Here is a 19,252-nt window from a genome sequence, read left to right on the forward strand (position 1 = left end):
GTCAGGGCTTCCCATGCAATACATGATCGATCTTTCAGAAGATAAATCATATATTATTCTCAAATATTTCGGCGACATCACCTCCCAAGTCGCATTGGTCGCCACCGAAGAATCGCATGCGTTGGGAGGTAAATACGGCATCAGGCATTATCTGGTCGATGCGACCGAAGCGAAGAATTTCGAAAACCCCTTTAAGAATTACAACTTTGCATATCAAGACCTGGAGAGAGCAAACATTGATCGGTCGGCATGCGTGGCACTTCTCACGTCCCCGGAGGATACGTCGCATGACTTTATCGAAACTCTAATGGTGAACGCAGGATACGATGTCAAGATGTTCAAGAACAGGGAAAATGCAATACAATATCTTCTTGCAGCGATCAGGGGGAAAAACTCGACTTCATAAACAGCCTTGCCCTGTCGTGGGAACTACTGCAACAATGCTGTTTTGACGGTTACCGATAGCTTTTCAATCGTATAAGGTTTGCGGAGATAGGGGCCGGCGCCTAATCTTTGAACTTCCTTTACCCGCGCGCCTTCGGAAAATCCACTGACGATAATCGCTTTCTGATTCGTCCTTATCTTGACGATCCGTTTGTAGGTTTCCAAACCGTCGATTCCCGGGTCCATGATCATGTCAAGGATGACCAAATCCGCTCGATGGTCTTTGAGGTGTTCCAGGGCCTCTTCTCCACCGGGTACGGCAACTATTGCATAGCCCAGGTTTTCCAGAATAGCGGTGGCGATTTGGCGCTGTTCCAGCACATCGTCTACGATCAATATGGTTTCTCCATTTCCCCGGTGATCTGAAAGCACAAATTGACTGATGTGTTCATCGATGCGTTTACGCGTTGCCGGAAAGTACAGTTTAAAAACCGTACCGGATCCAATCTCGCTTTGTATTCCAATGAAACCATCATGGTCCTTGACAGTACTCCACACCACGGTCATGCCGAGGCCGGTGCCACTTCTTCCCATGCTTTTTTTGGTGTAGAATGGCTCGAAAATTTTTTCCTTGTCTTCTTCCGACAAGCCTTGGCCCGTATCTGAGACCTTCACGAGTATATATTCACCCTCTTCGACATCATCGTAGTCCTTCAGCGTCCGATCCACATATCGATTCTCTGTGGAGATCGTTAATGCACCCCCGTTCGGCATGGCCTCCAATGCATTGGTAACAAGGTTCATGATCGTCTTGGAAAGATGCACTTCGGATCCCATGATATTAAATAGATTGGGATCGAGAAGGGTCTCGACAGTGCATGTGGGATGCGACTTTTTCAATTCCAAGAATTCGGCACTATGGACGTAATCCTCGATGATCCCATTCATCCCGACCGGCTTGAGTTTTGATACCCCCCGCCTGGCCATCGTGAGCAATTCCTGTACGATGTCGGCGGCTTTTTGCCCGGAACGCAGAATGGTCTCGATGGGTCGCCTCAACTCATGTTCATGGGGCAACCCCATCAATATCATTTCGGGATAGGAAATAACGCCCGACAACACGTTGTTCAGATCGTGGGCCACGCCTCCGGCAAGCGTGCCGATGGCTTCCATTTTAAGTGCCCTGCGAAGACGTTTTTCGAGGAGTTGCTTTTCGATCTGCGCCTTTTTGTGGTCGGAGATGTCATGGGCAATCTCAAAAATGTATTCGGCATTGTGATTTGAATATAGATTGGCTTTGATTTCCACTGGAAACAGGTCGCCATGTTTGTCTTTTTGGTAGGACTCGAACAGAATCGTGTCCTGGCTCCGCAGCTCTTTCAGGAGAGGCACAAGGGACGTTTTGGAAAAACCGGGGTCAACCTCAGAGAATGTCATCTGGGTCAATTCCTCGGTTGAATATCCCAGCCTTTCGCCGGCGGCCCTGTTGGCGAACATGATGCGACCGTCGGGCCTTATGAAATAGATGGGGTCTGAGAAGTGATCGATGACAAACTGGGTCAATTCCAAAGACTGTTCAGTCTTTTTCCGAACCTCGATTTCTCGAACCAGGTTTTGGTTGGCCTTCTCCAGATCGGCGGTCCGCTCGGCCACTTTATCCTCGAGCAAATTGTAAAACCCCTGCAGTTTAGAAAAAAGCGTATTGAAGCTGGTGGCAACAGCTCCGATTTCGTCGCGGGAAGGGGCCTGAATGTTTCCAATATCTTTGTAACTATCGAGAGCAGCCGCCTTTGACATGTGATGACTGATTTTTGACAGGGGGGTCGTGACGAAAAACCTGATGATGAACGTGATGGAGATGAAAAATAGCACCACCGTGGATCCTATCAACAGGAAGGTGTTCAGGGATTCGGACCAGATGGCCTCGGTCATTTTAGATACAGGCACAGCTACGGTGTCAGTGCCGATCACCTCACCGATCGGACGATAGAAACCTGCTTCATCTCCATATTGTTCAATCATGGAGTGGGGTGCATCTTTAGGATCACCATGGCATCGCAGACATGAAGTTTCCATCCTACGTGCGCGGAATTTGGCCCAAAAGGATCGCCCGTCGATATTGATTTGCCCGGTCCAACTCTTTTCCTCTGGATGTTCATTAAAATATTTTATGATTTCAAGTTCTTCGGGACCAGCCTGATTGGATGGATTGCGAGGATTGTCCGAAGAAAACTTGATGATGGCATTCGGGAAATCTTTGTTTACGTCCTCGAAGATACGCCGTGCAACAAAAGAGGTGGACATCGTTTCACGGATGAACTCGTCTTCGCCCAAAAATTGGTACATCACCGGTCGTACATACCGCCCGATATAATCGCGGATGGCCAGATCGAATTTTAAAACCATCTCAACTTGTTGAACATCCAAGCCCATGAGTCGCTTGTTGGTCATGCGGTAGGTTTCGTAAAAAAGATACGTCGCGAAAAGAATCGTAACGATACCGATAAATGAGGTTAGTTTATGTGATAAATGTTTCATTCAAATCAAATCCTGGAATGGCTGATTGATCCCCAAACACTGATATTATCGTACAGTTTGAAAAAAGATTAAAAGCTATTCGGGCAAACTTGGTCCTATCGATGATCGATTTTAAACCGCCTATGCCAAACCAAAAGGGGTCACGCCCCTGATGCCTCAACCGCTGCGGGCCACTGGATCCGACGGATTAGGCCCAGTGCAAGATGTAACGGCACGCAGTCCAAGACCATCCGGCGCGTTACACCATGGCTATATTGAAAAAATGTGGCTACATAATGGCTACATAAGTAAAAAACTGAAAAGGGGTTACGGCTTATTTTTACCGTAACCCCTTGATATTTATGGCGCGCCCGGCAAGATTCGAACTTGCGACCTACGGATTCGTAGTCCGGCACTCTATCCAGCTGAGCTACGGGCGCGTTGAAAGCGTTTGAAACAGGCGCTCTGTTTAAGATATAGTTATATGATTGTCAACGATTAGTTGTTGAATTTGTAAGCACCGAACAGGAAGCCCATTGATGATCGGCTATGTGGACCAGGACGATAATGATCGGTTGTTCATGAAGATTGCGCTCGAAGAGGCGAGGCGGGCGCGTAACGCTGGTGAAGTACCGGTGGGTGCCGTACTGGTCGACGCTGATAACAGGGTACTGGCCAGAGGGTGCAATCAAGCCATTGGGCACTGTGATCCAACCGCACATGCCGAAATAGTCATACTGCGGGAAGGGGCCCGGATTCTCGGAAACTATCGTTTGTTATCGACAACCTTATATGCTACCATCGAGCCCTGTGTCATGTGCATGGGAGCAATTATTCATGCAAGGGTGGCACGGCTTGTCTATGGGGCCCCCGATCCCAAATGGGGAGCGGCGGGCTCTTTGTATGACATCGCTCGGGATGCTCGCTTGAATCATCAGCCCGTTATCGTATCAGGGGTTTGTGAAGCGGATTGCCGGGCAATCATCCAGGATTTTTTTAAACTGAAAAGAGCTCAGGCCAAACAAGAGGCTGGCGACATGGGACGCACCCATATCTAAAAGGTGGCCTTACGCTGGCTTCGTTGATGATGGTTGAGATTTGACCTTTTGTGTGGGGCGAATGAGAGCGCAGTGGTGCGTCTTTGGGGTGTCAAACAGTGGATTTAAGGAGTTATCAGTGGCCAATATCGTGATCGTAGGAACCCAATGGGGGGATGAAGGGAAAGGAAAAATTGTAGACCTTCTCGCGGAAAAGGCAGACTTGGTGATTCGCTTTCAAGGCGGGAATAACGCGGGTCATACCATGGTGGTCAATGGCGAACAATTCATCAGCCATCTGGTGCCATCCGGCATTTTGCAAGGAAAAACGTGTCTTATCGGTAATGGTCTGGTGGTCGATCCGGAGGTCCTGCTCGATGAGATTGATTACCTCTGCAGCAAGGGTGTCCCATGCGGTCCGGAAACCCTGAAGATCAGCGAGCGGGCCCAGGTGATCATGCCCTATCATAAATTGATCGATATCGACCCGGGAAGAAAAAAAAGGGTAAGGACAAGATCGGCACCACGGGTAGGGGAATCGGTCCGGCCTATGAAGATAAAGCCACCAGGCACGGGTTCAGGTTTGTCGACCTGATCGATCCTCACGTTTTCAAGGAAAAACTGGCGGCCATATTGCCGGAGATCAATTTTTATTTGGAACAGTTTCTTGGCGAGCAGCCCATCGAGGCTGAGGCGATCATCTCAGCGTATGCCGCCTTCGCCGAACGCTTGACACCATACGTGGCCAATGTTTCTGTGGTCATTGACCAAGCGGTGAAAAGCGGGTGTCAGGTGTTGTTCGAGGGTGCGCAAGGGACCCATTTGGATATCGATCACGGCACCTATCCTTTCGTTACCTCTTCGAATACGGTCTCGGGCAATGCCTGCTGCGGTTCGGGTGTAGGACCAGGCACCATCAGCGGTGTTCTGGGAATCGTCAAAGCCTATACGACCCGGGTCGGTGCAGGGCCCTTTCCGTCGGAGCTCTTCGATGATATTGGCGACTATCTTCAGTCCAAAGGGGCCGAGTTCGGTGCCACCACCGGACGCCGGCGCCGCTGTGGCTGGCTCGATACGGTAATTCTGAACAATGCGGTCAGGTTGAATGGATTGACCGGAATCGCCATCACCAAGCTCGATGTTCTGGGTGGACTGAAAGAACTCAAAATTTGCACGGCTTACCGGTACAAAGGGCAGACACTGGAAAACTTTCCAGCCAGCCTCAAGATGTTGGGTGAGTGCGAACCGATATACGAGACCCTCGATGGTTGGGATGAAGACATATCAACCATCGGTGAATACGACCGGCTGCCGATCAAGGTCAAACAATATTTAAAGCGGATTGAGAAACTTACGGGTGTCCCGATTCAAATCGTCTCGGTCGGACCGCAACGGGATCAAACCATCGTTCTGGAGAACCCTTTTGGGTGAAAGTTGTCGAATAATTGCGAGGAAATATATTGACTTTCGGTGCGGTTTGACTTACAAACGGCGCTTTCATACGGGGCATGGCTCAGTCTGGTAGAGCACAGCGTTCGGGACGCTGGGGTCGTAGGTTCAAATCCTACTGCCCCGACCAAAGAAATCAAGGGCTTGTGAGGTGACTCACGAGCCCTTTTTCTTGGTTTTTGGCTATGTATGGTCAAGGTACGATTTTCACGGCTCATGTACATTTTGAGTATTTCTATTTTGTTATCCTGATGCTGTGTTTACCCACAGCAATTGCATATCCCTCGATTAGTAAGATTGGCGCCACGTAAGGTGCTATCGCCATAATTTAATTACCCAACGCCAAGCCTCAGTGGGTGCATGATCCTCGCGATCCACTGAAAGCCCAGGTTATACCCTTTTAATTACCAAATCATTAAATTCACTACGTTTTTCTCTCAGCTTTTCTGATTCGTAAAGCGCTTGAAATCCATTGTCTACAAATAATAATGCCGCTCGAACAAATCCTACAGCGGCATATTTACAAGGCTCACCAGATAGGTCATCCGTAGGTGGATACTTCTTTTCATAGGCAATAACGGCCTTCTCAGCTCTACCAACTGCATTATCGAGCTCAACTAGCTTTTTGTAATCAAATCTCTCAAGCTCTTTGAGTAACTCAGAAGTATGTTCAAGACTCATATTTTCTCTATCTGGGAATTTCCAACTCAAGTAGCCCCTTAGACTGTCTAAATTAATTTCATTGTTCAATGATAATTCTTTATCACGAGTAATTTCATTTCGGATTTTTTCCTGGTATTTCGACCGCGCAACCCTAATGTTCTCGAATTGATCATCAGCAGTTTCAAATAATCCAGATAGCGCATTCAATTTACGTTGAAGCTCAAGTGGAGCATCTGATTCTTGTTTATAGGCCAAATGATGCGCAACTTCTGCCCATGCATCTTGTAAAATCGTCCTGACCTGGACTTCGCACACCAGGTTTTTTAGATCATCGTACCTGGCGCCGCTATGGTGCTTCTTTATTCTTAAAAGGTAGTGAAGTGCTCCATAGCCAAATCTATCAGCGTGTTCTGTCGAAACTTTGTCAACCTTTTCCTCGATATCGAACTCACTTTCAATGATAGATTCAATCTCTTTCCGATCTGATGAATAGAGATATACAACTCTTACGCCAGCAAAATCTGTAATATCCTCAAAAGGTTTATTGTATTTTTTCCTAGAAATCTTTTCACAAAAACTCTTTAAGGATTTAGCTCTTGCTGTGATATGGGCATAATCAATACCTGCAGATTTAAGAGCCTTACATAGAATATATCTCACCTCATCGCAAAGATTCTTATTCCTATCCAAATTATCATAAAATCTTCTTATGTATTCCGGATTTTCCTTCCATACCCTATTAAGGGGGTCGCCAATCATAGTAGTTTTCCCTATATACACTCTGCATAACGCCAAGCTTACCGACTGGTGCATAGCGGCAGCGGAGCACCAGTCCGCGTATAGCGTGAGGTTAGCGTACGCTGAAACTATTCTTTATGAAATTTAAGCTGCATATCGCTTTTTGTCGCACCAAGTTTTTTTCTTAATGTTTCTATTTCTCTGAGCAACATTTTCTGATCATCAGAAAATGTAGGAATTAAATTTTCTTTCCTGTATGTGCCTGTAATTTTGTCTAATCTCTTCTGGAGATAAATGCCAGCATGCAAAATATTGGCATGTGACCTTACGTAGCCGTTTGGATTACCCACTTCAGCAATCAGCCCTTTTGTACCTTCACACCAAGTTTCAAAATAATTTAGTGAACTATAAAATGCTACAATTTCAGATATGATTTCTGGTTCGTGTATTTCACCAATTCTGCTGACATGAGAATCGAATACGGTAGTCGTAAACACAGGGCGGTTTATTGTGAATGGGACACCATCCGATAGTTGCTTCCTATAACTCATAAAATCACGCTTCATTAATAGAAGGTTTGATTCAATTTCTGATTGAAGCGCGATAATGAAAGAAAGTCGATCATGTGAACGCTGCTGATCAATCTTTTCAGTATCCCATTTGTGATTAAGATAACTGGTGATAGAACCACCGGTTATAGCAAGAAGTGCGCCCAAGACCAGTAGTAAAAGTTCTTTCAATAATGTACTGTGTTTATCGCTCATAATTCAAACTGCTAACATTAATATTATCCAGAATTCCGCCTTTCTCAGGCATTTTTCCAAGAATTCCCAACTACTTATAAAAAAAAGGTCGAACCATTTGTATTTAATACCTATATTGGCAATTCGAATAAAATGGCAAATAAATTTTGGACAAAAATCAAATTATTTTGCTAAAAACCTGCATTCTGACAGGCTAAGTTCAACCAACACACCAAACTATTGTATAGAAATCAAACAGATTTAAACGCTGCCGTTCAGAATTCCATAGCTGACCCTTCGACCCCGTTAAAGGCCGCATTCTGCCTTTTGCCCTTAATATTAATATCATGCAGCATGCTGCATAATTCTGGTGGATAACCGCGAAAAAAAAGAAATATTGCAGTTAGTATTTATTGCCACATTTTGAACATTTATAACTATAACCACTTTGATCGTTTCCTGGATTCATTAAACTTCTGCATTTAGGACATTTAACCTTGTCTTGATTTGATTTTAATAGATCTGGTTCGTAATTTTTTTTACTTTCCCTATTATAGAAATATTCAGGTAAAGCATTAGAGGGTCGCTTACCAAAAATTTTCGCATATGTTGCTGGGTCTACATAGCAATGCTTTTTCGAGCGAGCTCCAACTAATTTGCCATTGATTAATAGTTGTGAACACAGGTAACCTTTTCCAAGGGCTTGTGCAAATTCGACGTATTTACGAAAACCTATCATTACAAGGTTTCTAAAACGATCATTCATATAAGCCTCTTGATGAAAAAACCTCTATAAATTCGTCCTAATATTACATAGCTTTTATGGTGTTTCATTTTGTCAAATTCAAGTTGCTCAATGCACAACACATCCTGTTTTGCACTTTAGTTGCTGATGTATGTGAGGATGCTATTTTCAAGTTTTCCTGTAGAAACACATTGCCCTTTGGTTATTATTAACCTGCCGTCCCATGCATCATTAGCCTCTATTTCGAATTCACCAAAGAAATTTACATTAACTTTTGTTGAATTGCCGTTGATTTCTCTAACCGTCAAATTCAGCAACCCATATTTACTAATAACTGGGCTACCTAATGTTCCAGAGGCTTTTATATCCCCACAATCTAAGAAGTCCTCATTATCCGCATCGATGTAATATTTTGCCGTTAATAGACCGGACGACTTCTCAATTTTTTCAATTATCACACCATGATCAGCGAACCAATCAACAGCTCGTAGCCATGTTTTTTCATATGGGAATGAATAGTTTCTGCTTTTATCAATTGGATGTTCAACTGGTGGCTGAATATTTATGCTTGCACAGCCTCCAATCAAAATCGCCAGGATACCTGAGAGAATTAATTTCATCCATTCCTCCTTCTTAATTTATTCTTGCAGCTAAAGGCTCGTTTTAGCCAGCGCATGCCCCTTGCGATCCGCAAAAAACGCGGGTTAGCGATCTGGTATGTAGTAATGCCAAAAAGTGCCACCCCATATTATAGGTGAGGGATCATACGGTACAAATAACCTTGGTGCATTACTTTTCTCAATCTCCTCTTTACCATGAAAGCATTCTTCATAGTAATAAAGTATTCCGCATAATAAGCCACTCACAGAATTTAACGCATTGAATAGATTTGCTTCCTTAAAATTTTTGTCTCTTTCATGTTTAATTTTATTATATCCTTTTGACCACCATTCAGGAGAGACTGAATCAGACCATTGTTCCCAAGGTTTCAGCGATATTTTATATCTTGGTATATACATTTCGTAATTTGTAAAATTTGGGTATTTTGCTGATAAGATTGGGAAATATTGTAAAATATTTTTAGTTTCTTTCTGCGGATCAATAGATTTGCAAAGCAATTTTATTATTGTATCAAACTCGGAGCAGCTCGCCATAATAATACGCGCGAATTCAATAGAATACGTATTATAATTATCCTTACAAAACTCTACATATCTTGAGCAAGCCTCTAAGTCAGATTCTATTGACAGAAAATATTCCCAGTGTGGCATACTCATTTTGTCATCCTCTGCTAACGCTAAGATAATCGGCGCGGCTTTTTTGCGTCAGTTTAATTTTGATGTTGGCCGGACGCTCGAGTTCATTGTGCCGGTCCACTATCCCATTTGCCGATGATATCCAGCAGGCGTTTCTGTGCTTCCAGTCCTTCTTCCGAAAGCTCAAGATCTTTAACCATATTGTGGCACGCCCACATGACAGTCGTGCCTTCCAAACTGATCGGAGCATTAGCCTCGATTTCCTCCATCGAGAAAGTGTAGACCCTAGTGCCGTTTATGGGGATGTCAGGGTTGTCAGCTTTGTGAACGAGGCACCTTACCATGATCCCCTTGCCCCCGTTGTCTTTCTTGTGCTGCGTCCAATCCTCCTTGTTAAGCAAAACAAAGAGGTATGTTGCAGAAGACAATACGTTGAAGTCGCATTGAAGCGCCCCGGCCCTGTTGTATGGAGGAATGTATGAATGCTTTGAGCCGCTCAGAATCGCATTTCGAAGGTAGTCCGTCACCCCTTTCTGCGCAAGTAGGTCGACCCCCAGATAGGCTTTGGCACCGATATCGGTTTTGGTCTCATAAATTGGTTCACGAATCACATGGTCCTTAGCTCGGGGATTATCATCTGGTCCCGTGACAATCCTCTCTCTATATCCCTTGACAACCGTTGTGGAAGCCTTAGCGCGGGCCGTACTCCATTCGGGGCTGTCTTGGACGATCTCAGTCTCTGCGATAAATTTTTTGATTTGGCTGTCCATGTAACTCTTTAATTCCTCTTCGGTGAAGGGCCGGTCATCAGAACTGGCTACGTCGGATAGGTTCATTTTCTTCTGCTTGATGTACCACTCTACGTTACTCTGATACGGAGTGTGACCAAGAAAAAAGTCAGCTCGCATTGGTCCGGTGGTCGTGGTATCGTATACAAACCATACTGAGACCTTGTAGTCTATCTTCGGGTCGATACCTGCCAGACTCTTCAAAAACTGCTGGGCAGCTGTGCGCTTGGTTTCGTCTCTGCTGTTAAGGTCGTCAATCAATTGAAGGTATCTTTCTCCTGGTACAGACTTTATGGCAGCATAGGAAATCTCTTTTACTGCCGTTCTTGTTTCTTCCATTTGCCGGGCAAATTCGGCTCGAGTATCTTTTAATTCTTTCTCGATTTTGTTGCACCCAATTAGAACCATCAAGAGACATGGAAGCATAAAGGCTATCTTTTTCATCGAAAGCACCTCCTCATGCTATCGGTTAACGAATAGCTTTGGGGCGGTATGGTCCTCGCCGTCCCCAACAGCGACGGTTTAGGTGTTACTTATTTTCTTTTTCATTAGAACACGCCCAGCTTTTCTAAATGGGTAATTTTGATTGCCCCGATTTATTTCAGATAAAGCCTCATCAATTTCAGGAGGCATGGATCGACATAAAAAGCCAGTTAAAATTTCAATGTGTTTCCAGTCACCATCTCCTACTTCGGTAGGGGAATTTAAATTAGGATACCTTAGCTGTTCATATTTATCGAGTCTGTTTAATATGGCTGAATTATTAGCATCGAGAGGTTCAGTTACGCTAAGCGCTACCAAATTAGAATAAAGCATTTCAAGATTATGTGTGCCTTCGAATTCACCGGCGACTTCCAATAGCCAAGCTTTTAGAAGCATTTCAACGCCAAGATGTGCAAGATAACCTGCCGAATCGAAGTGGATCGGGTTAGATTCAAACAAAAGTTGTGCAGCTGAAAGGTGGTCCAATGCACAGTGGACAATATCAGCAGGTACAAGCCCATCTCTTTTTGTAAATTTCCTTACCATTATTCACCATGTTTATTGGAAATCTTTTTATGGTCAAGCCTCAGCGCAGGCAAAAGCTTTATCGCAGCGGCATGCATGTCGACGCTGGTGTGCTGGTATATCCGGGTCGTCGTGTCGGTGCGGGTGTGTCCGAGCATTTCCGAGGTGGATTTCAGATCGGCGTTGTTTTGCAATAGATAGGTGGCGAACGCATGGCGGAAATCGTAAGGGCGCAGGCGGCGTGTTATGCCGGCCTTCCGTTTGGCGGTGGCGAATGCCTTTTTCAACGAGAGGACGGGCGCCCCACGAAAGTTGATGACGGCCATGTCGTCCCCGAAGCCCTCGTCGATGTCCTCATGGTACCAGCGGATGAGCTGGCCGATGAATTCGGGGTGGATCGGGATCATGCGCGAGGGGCGACCGTGCTTTTTAGCGGAGCGGACGAGCACGGCGGGGATGCTGCAATCGAGATCGGCCCAGGTGATCGCGTACAGCTCGCCCCCAGGACGCAGGCCCGTGTAATAGGATAGGGAGATCGCGCGCAGCAGGTGGGGCGGCGAATGGGCGGCGATGCGGTTCAGCTCGTCGATCGTCGGCGGCATGATGATCTCATCGTCGCGCTTGGGAGGTTCGAACCCGATCGCGGGGTTGTGGGTCAGGTAGCCGCGGCGCACGGACCAGTTGAGCACGGCCTTGATGTCGGTAATTTCGCGGTGAATGGTCGTTCGTTTGACCCCGGCTGAAAGGCGCTTTTTGACGTAGGCATCGAGTTTCGCGGGGGTGATTTTAATCGCCTGGAATTCCTCGCCGATGGCAGGGACGACGACGCCCTTCATTTTCCACACGAAATTTTTAATCGATGAGGGCTGCATGCGCCCGAGCTTGGCCTCGGTGTAGGCGTTGACGATATCGACGAAAAAGGGGCTTTGCTGTTTGGGGGTGCGGTGGACCCACGGGCGCAGGTCAAGCTCGTCGTTTCGGGCGCGTGCCCGGCGTTCGGCCTCGATGCCCCGGCCGAAATATTCATCCTTTAGATTGCCGGTGCCTTTTTCACGGTAGCGTACGAACCAGCGGCCGTCTTTTTTCTGATGTACGGACATATCACGCTACCTCGACCTTTTCTGTTTCATCTGTTTTTGAATTCGCTGATAGGTGGAAATGAGAAAATTTCCGTCCCTGAGCTTTTCCACTGTGGAAATGATCCGGTGGCCCTCAATATTCGTGACTAGAAACCGGCCGGGTTTGATCGTTCGTCTTATAAGAAAGCGGGGGTGAGGGGATTGGACTCGTTGTTGGATCAGGTCAAAAAGGTTTTTCCCGACGCCGTTGCAGAACTGGGATCTTTTGGGAAGATCATAAGCGTTATGTGGAACGCTGCATAAAATGGCTCCGTCGGGAGCAACTACCATTTCACAAAGCCTGTAAGCCGATAAAAGATCGATCAGGCGCCCGCCCTCAAGCGGTGTATCTATTTTTTGGCGGCTTTTGACGGCGGGCGCTTTGACCCCCCCGGTTGTTGGCATTTCTCCAGATTTTCAAGCCTGCGTTCGATCGATTCGAAGCGGTCGCCCAACGCCCGAAGCTCGTCGATGATGGTATCGAGCTTTTCGGCCTTCTTTTTGGGCCTTTGGGGTTTCGGTTTCACGACATACGGCCCTGCACCCCTCAGATCGCGCCCTTTCTTTAAAAAGGATTCATAGGTGTGGCCATAATACTCGGCAATTTTGCGCCTCGTTTTTTCCCCACATTGCCGTTGTCCCTTAAAAAGCATACTAACAAATTGAGGCGTCAGTCCGATCGATTGGGCAAGGGTCGTCTGCTCGCCCCATTTCGAAGCGTAAAACCTCAGCGCGGCGAGAAAATCCAACTGAAAATCTTGTAAGTCGGTTTTGGTTTCCATTGGTGGCATTTTTACAACTAATTGTTTCATAAAGAAAGCCTTTTTTATTAAATGATTTTAAACAACAGGTTTAAAAAAAGATTGACAGCCAAACAATTGGTTGATAGCTCCGATCCTATAAATCAAAGAACGAAAGGTGGTGAACGGATGGCAACGCAAACCGAACTTGCAATGAAATTGGGGGTTTCCCAGCAGTTTTTGAGCAGGTGGAAACGCGGGAAGGTCGGGATCAGGAAGGCGACGGCGGTGCGATGGGGCAAGATCCTGAAAATTAAGCCGGAGCAACTGGTTTTCGCTGATGTTCAAAAGCGGCCCTCCATGTTGGGGTTGTCTGAGTAGTTAGTTGAAAAAATTACAACTCAATACAGAAACAACCGGGGGTTGATCGGATGGCGTATCGAAAGGTTCCGAAACGGTTCGATTACAGGGTGATCGCGGCGGAAATAAAGGCGCAGCTGCTCTACTCAAACGACTCCAGGCCGGACGCGGTGCAGGCGATCGCGGCCGAGATGGGGATCGACAACAAGACGGTCTATGACTACCTGGACGGGCGCATCAAGCTGAGCCTCGACTTTTTGCACGCGCTGGTGCTGGCGACGGACGGCGACCCGGCGTTCAAGCGGTATCTGGAGCCGGACGGGTGGCAGTTGAGAAGGGCGGGCACGATCGAGCCGGACAAGAAGACGATCTTCGAGGAGATCGTCGACAATCATCCCAAAATTACACTTCTTGAGCAATTGCTCATCGAGCAGACCTCGGCTACCGGGAAAAAATCGCAACTGAACAGGATAAAAAAACAACTTCAAGCCGTCGTGGACGATTTGCGCCAGGACGTGGCGAAATGGTGTGTGGATCATGGCATTGAAACCGATGTCTGAAAAGGACCGGCTGTACTTCGAGATGAAGGCGCTTTACACGCGGATCGGCAAAGTGCTGCGGGAGTACGAGGCGAGTTTGCCGCCCGTGGGGGAGGTGGACAAGAAGCGCCTGGTGGTTCTGGACCCGTGGACGGGAAAGCCGTTCACGGGCTTTAAAAAGCGAAAGGAGGTGAAAAAGTGAACGCGAAGGCAAAGAGGTTCGTCGCTGATTGCATCAAGTTCGTGGGGTTGTGGCTGTTGATGATCGGCGGCGCGTTGTTGCTCATCAACTGGACGATGGGAGGGCCGGTATAGCGATGAGATCGATTGAAGACGACAAAACGCTGTTTGTGGAGTTTTTGAAGTGGCGGGTGGCGCGCAGGATCGAAAGCGGCCGGTTGACGGTCGCGGACGTGGAGCGGGCGCTGCGCTCAAAAAGGATGCCCCCTGCAGAGAGCGGCTGCAGGGGGCAGAATGAAAAAAGCAAGGACTATGATGAACGAGTTAGTTACCACGGGCGGCACGGGGTGTCAAGCCCGTAGAAAGGAAAATCGACCATGAAACAAGGCAAAACCCTTCAGGAGCTGGCGGGGGAAGTTCAGCGGATCAGCGAAGCAAAAAAGGACTTCATCGCGGATACCCGGGAAATGAAAATGCAGCTGCAGGCGGCGGCGCCGGCCGGAACCGGCGCGGGCCTGCTGGACGAGATCGCGGACAATACGCGCGGCAGGGGCGGCGCGATCGTGGAGGAGATCGCATTCAACACGATGCTGATGCTCGGCGACAAGGGCCGGTTCGGGATCAATGACAATGCGCACCGGCAGATCGCGGCCTGGGCCGATGTGCCGTGGAAGTACTACGAGCGGATGCGGGGGGCGGCGCCCCATTTGCTGGCGTCGAACGTAAACCACTGGATGCAGAAGGAGCCGAAGCGGCGCATGGTGCGGACGCTGGACGGAAGCGCGCGGGCGTTTTTGTCGGACCGGTACCGGATTTTGGACAATGACGAGATCCTGGAGCACGTGCTGCCGGTGCTGGCGGATCTGAAAGTCCGGTTCGAGTCGTGCGACGTGACGCCGGGCAAGCTGTACCTGAAATGCACGTTCCCCACGATCGAGGGCGAGGTCAAGAAGGGCGACGTGGTGCGGGCCGGGTTCATTCTGAGCAATTCGGAGGTGGGCCACGGGTCGGTGAACGTGCAGCCGCTGGTGTTGCGGCTGGTGTGCACGAACGGCGCGGTGTTCAACGACATGGGCATGAAAAAGTACCATGTCGGGCGGATCGCGGGAGAGGGGCGCGACGCGCAACAGTTTTTCAAGGACGACACGCTGAAAGCGGATGATCAGGCGTTTTTGTTGAAGCTGCGGGACACGATCAAGGCGACGACGGACGAGGTCGTGTTCAATTCCCTGGTGGAAAAGATGCGCGACGCGGGCGAGCGCAGGATCGAGGGCGACGCGGTCGCGGCGGTGGAAGTGGTGCAGAAAAAGATCGGCCTGGGAGACGGGGAGCGGGCGTCGGTGCTGACGCACCTGATCCAGGGCGGCGACCTGACGCAGTACGGCATGGCGAACGCGGTCACGCGGATGAGCCAGGACGTGGAGAACTACGACCGGGCATCGGAGCTGGAGCGGGCAGGGGGCAGCATCATCGAGATGCAGGCCAGGGAGTGGAGGGAGATCGCGAAGGCGGCATAAACGGCAACGGGGGCGGTCGATACGACGCCCCCGAAAGCATTTGGGGGTGTGGAGATGACGACGACAACGTGCCGGTCATGCGGCGCGCCGGTCATTTGGGTGGAGATGAAAAGCGGCAGGCGGATGCCGTGCAACGCGGTGCCGAAGAAGATGATCGCGATCGACCAGTTCAACGGGCGGCTCGGGTTCATGGTGTCGGTTTACGAGTCGCATTTTTCAACGTGCCCGAACGCGAAGGAGCATAGACAAAGGGGGAAAAATGGCAATGGCGGCGACTGAGACGAGGCAGGTCAAGGATTTTGCGAAATACACGTTCACGGACAGGGAAAAGCAGGAGATGGGCAAGGCGCTGGCGGAAGGCATGCAGCAGCTCATGGACCTGAAAGAGGAAAAAGCGGCCGTCATGGCGGAGTACGGATCGCGGTTGAAGCGGATGAACCTGGACATGGCGGAGATCGCGCAGAAGCTGCGGAACGGGTTCGAGATGCGCGAGGGCGTGATCGATGTCGTGTACGACTACGGGGCGGGCACGGCCACATACTTCAACCCGTTCGACGATTCGATCATGCGGTCGCGGAGGCTGACCCAGGAGGAGATGCAAAAGAGTTTGTTCGACGGGGAGGGGGAGGCCGGGCAGCATGCGAAGGTTGCATAATTACATGGAGGCGCCCGGGGAGTGGGAACAGGGCATATACGCGCTCGAGTCCTACGAGCAGTACGCGGGCATCAGGGCGCTGCGGTCGAGCGAGCTGAAGCGGATGCGAAAGAGCCCGGCGCATTACAAGGCGGCGATCGAGTTCGAGGCGCCGGTCACGGCGATGCAGCAGCGGACGTTCGACAAGGGCAAGGCGTTCGACATCCTGATCCTGCACGGGCGGGAGGCCTTCGACAAAGCGGTGGTGGTGGAGCCGCCGATCAACAAGAACAAGAACGAATACAAGGAATGGAGGGAGCGGCAGGGCGGAAAATTGATTCTGAGCAAGATCGAGCGGGACAACGTCATCGACATGGCGGAGCGGGCGCGGTCGAAACGGCGGTTTTCGGAGATATTCGAGGCGCCGGGGTTTCCGCACCGGGTGATCGTGTGGAAGGACGCGCGCACGGGGATCTGGTGCAAGGCGGAGATCGACTGGATCACGGCGGACGGCAGGGTGGTGGATCTGAAATCGACGGCGGACGCGTCGTTCTGGTTTTTCATGCGCAACGCGTCGCGGCTCGGGTACGCGAACCAGGGGGCGTTCTACCTGGACGGGCTGACGCAGATCACGGGGGTCGAGCACACGGAGTTCTACCTTGCGGCGGTCGAGGTCAATCCGCCGTTCGAGTCGCACGTGTTCAAGGTGTCGTTCGACCAGGTGTTGCGGGCGCAGTCGGACAACATGGACTACATGGAGGCGCTGGCGCAGTGCTTCAAAAGGGATGAGTGGCCGGGGTATCCGGACGAGATCATGGACCTGGACTCGGGCCAATACATTTATGACGAATACGAAGAAACGGAGGGGGTTGACGATGTCGGATTCTAACGAGGCGGTCAAATACGACCTGATGCCGGCCGATCAGCGGGCGGCGGTGTTGTCGAAAGAGGATTCGGTGTTCTTGAACGTGGCGAAGTTCGAGCAGATGCAGCGGGTGGCGAGCATGCTGTCGGCGTCGGATTTCGTGCCGTCGCGGTTCAGGGGCAAGGTGGGCAACTGCATGATCGCGCTGGACATGGCGGCGCTGATGGGCATGCACGTGCTGATGCTGATGCGGACGATGTACGTCGTGCACGGGGAGCCGGGGTTCGAGGGCAAGTTCGTGTCGGCGCTGATCAACAATTCGAAGCGGTACACGGACCCGCTGGAATACGAGTGGCGGGGGGAAAAGGGCCGGGACGATTGGGGGTGCAGGGCGTTTGCGGTGCGCAGGAGCACGGGCAAGGTGATTTACGGGCCGTGGGTCGATTGGGCGATGGTCAAGGCGGAGGGATGGAACAAGCCGCGGGGCGACAAGCAGATGACGCCGAAGTGGGTCACGATGCCGGAGATCATGTTCATGTACCGGGCGGCGACGTTTTTCGGCAGGGTGCACGACTCGGATCTGCTCATGGGCATGAGGACGGTAGAGGAGCTGGAGGACATGCACCAGGAGCTGGTGAAGCAGGCGGACGGGTCGTTCGCGATGACGGCGCCGGAGTCGGAGAAAAAGGCGGACCTTTACGCGGTGACGAAGGAGGCCCCCGGGCCGGTCGAGGGGCCGGACAAGGGGCAGGGCAAAGCGGCGGAGGGGCAAAAATCGGGGGGTGAGACGGAGGACGGGGCAAGGACACGGCCGGGGGCGGGAAAGAGGCGGGAGCGGGGGCCCCTGACGGTTCCTATACGGTCCCAGGCGTCGGCGGCACGTTCACAAAGGGCAAGATGGAGCATGACGAGTTCGGGACGCATCTGGATCATCCGTTCGCGAAGCACAAGTGGGTCAACATGCGGCAGGGGCAGCCGGAGCGCGGGACGGGGTTCATGATGTACGTCCAGCAGTTCAAGGAGCAGTTGCCGGAGATATCGGACGCGGCGTTCGAGGCGTTGCAGGCGAAATACCGCAACTTGTACGGGCGTGAAATGCCGTGGGCGAAGTCGGGGGAGATCCCGGCGGAGGGCGGGAATCCGGATCCCGAAAATACAAGCGGCGGCGGTTCGCCTGACCCCCAGGACACTACAGGTGGTGGTGGCCCGGTCGAGGACGGCGGCGGTGATCAGGAGACGGGCGAGGTGCTGATGTCGGATGCGTCGGCGCAACTGGCGGAGCTGGCGGGCAAACACCGGCGGGAATACCTGACGGTGGTGCGGGGCAGGACGCCGAAGTCGGTCGACCAGATCCTGGCATGGATGGACGAGATCAACGAATTGGTCGTGTTCAACCAAAAGGGCCAAAAGAACCAAAGCGGCCAGGATGGCGAGGAAGGGAAATTCTGATGCCAACGCTCCGGCGCAAATTAGAGCCGGAGGAGGCGCACTGCGACAAGTGCGACTTTTTCGGGTTCGAGCGGCGGGAGTCGGGGGGATGGGCCTATTGCTGGATGAAGCAGCGCCATTTCCCCGACTCGGTCGAGCCGGGAAAGCATGTGTGCAATGGGATGCGGTTTGACGGCGAATGGGTGTTCGCCGGACAGGACAAGGGGGCAGGCAGATGACGGACTTTGACGGTTACCTATCGTTGGATGAGAACGACGAGGCCTGGCAGAAGTGGTGCTTCGGCAGGGATCGAGGCGAGCTGGTGCTCGCGGCTGATGCGGTGATGGCGATCGGGCCGATCAGGAAACGCGAAATCCCGGCCCTGGATAAGCCCGGCGGCAAGGAAACGGTGTTTTCCTCCAAGGTGTACATGAAGGGCGGGAGTTTCTTTTTTCTGGACTACGGGACGGAAGCGGAAGCCCGGAGCGGCCGGGAACGGTTGATGGTCAAGGTTGACGGTATCAAGAGGTGACGATGTGGCGC

26 protein-coding genes and 2 tRNA genes are annotated in these 19,252 nt (G+C 50.5%); 17 read left to right on the forward strand and 11 right to left on the reverse strand.

Features of this window, described 5'->3' with window-relative positions:
* Positions 1-13 precede the first annotated feature (13 nt).
* On the forward strand, positions 14-406 hold the full coding sequence (locus tag DFT_RS10815) for a hypothetical protein (protein WP_152971942.1): 393 nt from the start codon (positions 14-16) through the stop codon (positions 404-406).
* A gap of 23 nt (positions 407-429) precedes the next feature.
* Here DFT_RS10815 and DFT_RS10820 read toward each other — a convergent pair whose 3' ends face one another.
* Together DFT_RS10820 and DFT_RS10825 are read right to left on the reverse strand one after the other, a co-directional pair.
* A complete protein-coding gene (locus tag DFT_RS10820) occupies positions 430-2,922 on the reverse strand; it encodes an ATP-binding response regulator (protein ID WP_054031207.1) in 2,493 nt (830 codons plus the stop codon).
* Positions 2,923-3,264: 342 nt separating this feature from the next.
* A tRNA-Arg gene (locus DFT_RS10825) sits at positions 3,265-3,341 on the reverse strand.
* 99 nt (positions 3,342-3,440) lie between these two features.
* On the opposite strand from DFT_RS10825, the gene tadA reads away from it, so the two are divergent.
* The 4 genes from tadA (at position 3,441) to DFT_RS10840 (ending at position 5,517) form a co-directional block, all read left to right on the forward strand.
* Positions 3,441-3,959 (forward strand): tRNA adenosine(34) deaminase TadA, encoded by a 519-nt coding sequence (gene tadA, locus DFT_RS10830; RefSeq protein ID WP_054031208.1) that lies wholly within the window; start codon positions 3,441-3,443, stop codon positions 3,957-3,959.
* 118 nt (positions 3,960-4,077) lie between these two features.
* Positions 4,078-4,533 (forward strand): adenylosuccinate synthetase, encoded by a 456-nt coding sequence (locus DFT_RS27455; protein ID WP_439950909.1) that lies wholly within the window; start codon positions 4,078-4,080, stop codon positions 4,531-4,533.
* On the forward strand, positions 4,476-5,369 hold the full coding sequence (locus tag DFT_RS10835; protein ID WP_439950912.1) for an adenylosuccinate synthase: 894 nt from the start codon (positions 4,476-4,478) through the stop codon (positions 5,367-5,369). Before DFT_RS27455 ends, DFT_RS10835 begins: the two co-directional genes overlap by 58 nt.
* Before the next feature lie 71 nt (positions 5,370-5,440).
* Positions 5,441-5,517: transfer RNA gene (locus tag DFT_RS10840), tRNA-Pro, on the forward strand.
* 260 nt (positions 5,518-5,777) lie between these two features.
* On the opposite strand, the gene DFT_RS10845 is transcribed toward DFT_RS10840, so the two are convergent.
* The 9 genes from DFT_RS10845 to DFT_RS10875 all read right to left on the reverse strand — a co-directional run bounded on the left by DFT_RS10845 (position 5,778) and on the right by DFT_RS10875 (position 13,258).
* Entirely contained in the window at positions 5,778-6,809 is a 1,032-nt protein-coding gene (locus DFT_RS10845) for a GTP pyrophosphokinase (protein ID WP_054031209.1), read from the reverse strand.
* Between the two features lie 107 nt (positions 6,810-6,916).
* Positions 6,917-7,552 (reverse strand): hypothetical protein, encoded by a 636-nt coding sequence (locus DFT_RS10850; protein ID WP_054031210.1) that lies wholly within the window; start codon positions 7,550-7,552, stop codon positions 6,917-6,919.
* A gap of 382 nt (positions 7,553-7,934) precedes the next feature.
* Complete coding sequence (locus DFT_RS25810; RefSeq protein WP_152971943.1) at positions 7,935-8,297, reverse strand: hypothetical protein; 363 nt, start codon at positions 8,295-8,297, stop codon at positions 7,935-7,937.
* 116 nt (positions 8,298-8,413) lie between these two features.
* Entirely contained in the window at positions 8,414-8,896 is a 483-nt protein-coding gene (locus DFT_RS10855) for a hypothetical protein (RefSeq protein ID WP_054031211.1), read from the reverse strand.
* 84 nt (positions 8,897-8,980) lie between these two features.
* Entirely contained in the window at positions 8,981-9,553 is a 573-nt protein-coding gene (locus DFT_RS25815; RefSeq protein WP_076750507.1) for a hypothetical protein, read from the reverse strand.
* A gap of 83 nt (positions 9,554-9,636) precedes the next feature.
* Positions 9,637-10,764, reverse strand: a complete 1,128-nt coding sequence (locus DFT_RS10860) for a hypothetical protein (RefSeq protein WP_054031212.1) — start codon at positions 10,762-10,764, stop codon at positions 9,637-9,639.
* A 78-nt stretch (positions 10,765-10,842) separates the two neighbouring features.
* Complete coding sequence (locus DFT_RS25025) at positions 10,843-11,349, reverse strand: HEPN domain-containing protein (RefSeq protein WP_076750509.1); 507 nt, start codon at positions 11,347-11,349, stop codon at positions 10,843-10,845.
* On the reverse strand, positions 11,349-12,428 hold the full coding sequence (locus tag DFT_RS10865) for a tyrosine-type recombinase/integrase (protein WP_054031213.1): 1,080 nt from the start codon (positions 12,426-12,428) through the stop codon (positions 11,349-11,351). Before DFT_RS10865 ends, DFT_RS25025 begins: the two co-directional genes overlap by 1 nt.
* 368 nt (positions 12,429-12,796) lie before the next feature.
* Entirely contained in the window at positions 12,797-13,258 is a 462-nt protein-coding gene (locus tag DFT_RS10875) for a hypothetical protein (RefSeq protein ID WP_152971944.1), read from the reverse strand.
* A 21-nt stretch (positions 13,259-13,279) separates the two neighbouring features.
* Here DFT_RS10875 and DFT_RS10880 point away from each other — a divergent pair, with 21 nt between their 5' ends.
* From DFT_RS10880 to DFT_RS10935, 12 genes are all read left to right on the forward strand, one after another.
* Positions 13,280-13,567 carry a helix-turn-helix domain-containing protein gene (locus DFT_RS10880; protein WP_083453439.1) on the forward strand — a complete coding sequence of 96 codons (288 nt, stop codon included), beginning with the start codon at positions 13,280-13,282 and terminating at the stop codon, positions 13,565-13,567.
* A gap of 50 nt (positions 13,568-13,617) precedes the next feature.
* A complete protein-coding gene (locus DFT_RS10885) occupies positions 13,618-14,106 on the forward strand; it encodes a hypothetical protein (protein ID WP_054031217.1) in 489 nt (162 codons plus the stop codon).
* Positions 14,084-14,287 carry a hypothetical protein gene (locus DFT_RS10890; protein WP_152971945.1) on the forward strand — a complete coding sequence of 68 codons (204 nt, stop codon included), beginning with the start codon at positions 14,084-14,086 and terminating at the stop codon, positions 14,285-14,287. Before DFT_RS10885 ends, DFT_RS10890 begins: the two co-directional genes overlap by 23 nt.
* A 115-nt stretch (positions 14,288-14,402) precedes the next feature.
* On the forward strand, positions 14,403-14,627 hold the full coding sequence (locus tag DFT_RS10895; protein ID WP_054031219.1) for a hypothetical protein: 225 nt from the start codon (positions 14,403-14,405) through the stop codon (positions 14,625-14,627).
* Positions 14,628-14,642: 15 nt separating this feature from the next.
* Complete coding sequence (locus DFT_RS10900; RefSeq protein WP_054031220.1) at positions 14,643-15,782, forward strand: DUF932 domain-containing protein; 1,140 nt, start codon at positions 14,643-14,645, stop codon at positions 15,780-15,782.
* 54 nt (positions 15,783-15,836) lie between these two features.
* A complete protein-coding gene (locus DFT_RS10905) occupies positions 15,837-16,061 on the forward strand; it encodes a hypothetical protein (protein ID WP_152971946.1) in 225 nt (74 codons plus the stop codon).
* Positions 16,042-16,437, forward strand: coding sequence for a hypothetical protein (locus DFT_RS10910; protein WP_054031222.1), 396 nt, complete (start codon positions 16,042-16,044; stop codon positions 16,435-16,437). Before DFT_RS10905 ends, DFT_RS10910 begins: the two co-directional genes overlap by 20 nt.
* A 4-nt stretch (positions 16,438-16,441) precedes the next feature.
* On the forward strand, positions 16,442-17,305 hold the full coding sequence (locus DFT_RS10915; RefSeq protein WP_054031223.1) for a PD-(D/E)XK nuclease-like domain-containing protein: 864 nt from the start codon (positions 16,442-16,444) through the stop codon (positions 17,303-17,305).
* Entirely contained in the window at positions 17,292-18,281 is a 990-nt protein-coding gene (locus tag DFT_RS10920) for a hypothetical protein (protein WP_054031224.1), read from the forward strand. Before DFT_RS10915 ends, DFT_RS10920 begins: the two co-directional genes overlap by 14 nt.
* Positions 18,278-18,730 carry a hypothetical protein gene (locus tag DFT_RS10925; RefSeq protein ID WP_152971947.1) on the forward strand — a complete coding sequence of 151 codons (453 nt, stop codon included), beginning with the start codon at positions 18,278-18,280 and terminating at the stop codon, positions 18,728-18,730. Before DFT_RS10920 ends, DFT_RS10925 begins: the two co-directional genes overlap by 4 nt.
* Positions 18,730-18,948: a hypothetical protein gene (locus DFT_RS10930; protein ID WP_054031226.1), complete on the forward strand. Its 219-nt coding sequence runs from the start codon at positions 18,730-18,732 to the stop codon at positions 18,946-18,948. The genes DFT_RS10925 and DFT_RS10930 overlap by 1 nt, the downstream gene beginning before the upstream one ends.
* A complete protein-coding gene (locus DFT_RS10935) occupies positions 18,945-19,241 on the forward strand; it encodes a hypothetical protein (protein WP_054031227.1) in 297 nt (98 codons plus the stop codon). The genes DFT_RS10930 and DFT_RS10935 overlap by 4 nt, the downstream gene beginning before the upstream one ends.
* Positions 19,242-19,252 lie beyond the last annotated feature (11 nt).

The organism is Desulfatitalea tepidiphila (assembly GCF_001293685.1).
GTDB lineage: Bacteria > Desulfobacterota > Desulfobacteria > Desulfobacterales > Desulfosarcinaceae > Desulfatitalea > Desulfatitalea tepidiphila.

Bases quoted from the DNA above. Each gene is read 5' to 3' on its own strand.
- DFT_RS10885 (WP_054031217.1), top strand. From the start codon at position 13,618: ATGGCGTATCGAAAGGTTCCGAAACGGTTCGATTACAGGGTGATCGCG.
- DFT_RS10920 (WP_054031224.1), top strand. From the start codon at position 17,292: ATGTCGGATTCTAACGAGGCGGTCAAATACGACCTGATGCCGGCCGAT.
- DFT_RS10850 (WP_054031210.1), bottom strand. From the start codon at position 7,552: ATGAGCGATAAACACAGTACATTATTGAAAGAACTTTTACTACTGGTC.
- DFT_RS25815 (WP_076750507.1), bottom strand. From the start codon at position 9,553: ATGAGTATGCCACACTGGGAATATTTTCTGTCAATAGAATCTGACTTA.
- DFT_RS10910 (WP_054031222.1), top strand. From the start codon at position 16,042: ATGGCAATGGCGGCGACTGAGACGAGGCAGGTCAAGGATTTTGCGAAA.
- DFT_RS10880 (WP_083453439.1), top strand. From the start codon at position 13,280: ATGATTTTAAACAACAGGTTTAAAAAAAGATTGACAGCCAAACAATTG.
- DFT_RS25025 (WP_076750509.1), bottom strand. From the start codon at position 11,349: ATGGTAAGGAAATTTACAAAAAGAGATGGGCTTGTACCTGCTGATATT.
- DFT_RS10905 (WP_152971946.1), top strand. From the start codon at position 15,837: ATGACGACGACAACGTGCCGGTCATGCGGCGCGCCGGTCATTTGGGTG.
- DFT_RS10865 (WP_054031213.1), bottom strand. From the start codon at position 12,428: ATGTCCGTACATCAGAAAAAAGACGGCCGCTGGTTCGTACGCTACCGT.
- tadA (WP_054031208.1), top strand. From the start codon at position 3,441: ATGATCGGCTATGTGGACCAGGACGATAATGATCGGTTGTTCATGAAG.
- DFT_RS10900 (WP_054031220.1), top strand. From the start codon at position 14,643: ATGAAACAAGGCAAAACCCTTCAGGAGCTGGCGGGGGAAGTTCAGCGG.
- DFT_RS10855 (WP_054031211.1), bottom strand. From the start codon at position 8,896: ATGAAATTAATTCTCTCAGGTATCCTGGCGATTTTGATTGGAGGCTGT.
- DFT_RS10930 (WP_054031226.1), top strand. From the start codon at position 18,730: ATGCCAACGCTCCGGCGCAAATTAGAGCCGGAGGAGGCGCACTGCGAC.
- DFT_RS25810 (WP_152971943.1), bottom strand. From the start codon at position 8,297: ATGAATGATCGTTTTAGAAACCTTGTAATGATAGGTTTTCGTAAATAC.
- DFT_RS10860 (WP_054031212.1), bottom strand. From the start codon at position 10,764: ATGAAAAAGATAGCCTTTATGCTTCCATGTCTCTTGATGGTTCTAATT.
- DFT_RS10915 (WP_054031223.1), top strand. From the start codon at position 16,442: ATGGAGGCGCCCGGGGAGTGGGAACAGGGCATATACGCGCTCGAGTCC.
- DFT_RS10895 (WP_054031219.1), top strand. From the start codon at position 14,403: ATGAGATCGATTGAAGACGACAAAACGCTGTTTGTGGAGTTTTTGAAG.
- DFT_RS10820 (WP_054031207.1), bottom strand. From the start codon at position 2,922: ATGAAACATTTATCACATAAACTAACCTCATTTATCGGTATCGTTACG.
- DFT_RS10845 (WP_054031209.1), bottom strand. From the start codon at position 6,809: ATGATTGGCGACCCCCTTAATAGGGTATGGAAGGAAAATCCGGAATAC.
- DFT_RS10925 (WP_152971947.1), top strand. From the start codon at position 18,278: ATGATGTACGTCCAGCAGTTCAAGGAGCAGTTGCCGGAGATATCGGAC.
- DFT_RS10875 (WP_152971944.1), bottom strand. From the start codon at position 13,258: ATGAAACAATTAGTTGTAAAAATGCCACCAATGGAAACCAAAACCGAC.
- DFT_RS10815 (WP_152971942.1), top strand. From the start codon at position 14: ATGCAATACATGATCGATCTTTCAGAAGATAAATCATATATTATTCTC.
- DFT_RS10935 (WP_054031227.1), top strand. From the start codon at position 18,945: ATGACGGACTTTGACGGTTACCTATCGTTGGATGAGAACGACGAGGCC.
- DFT_RS10890 (WP_152971945.1), top strand. From the start codon at position 14,084: ATGGCATTGAAACCGATGTCTGAAAAGGACCGGCTGTACTTCGAGATG.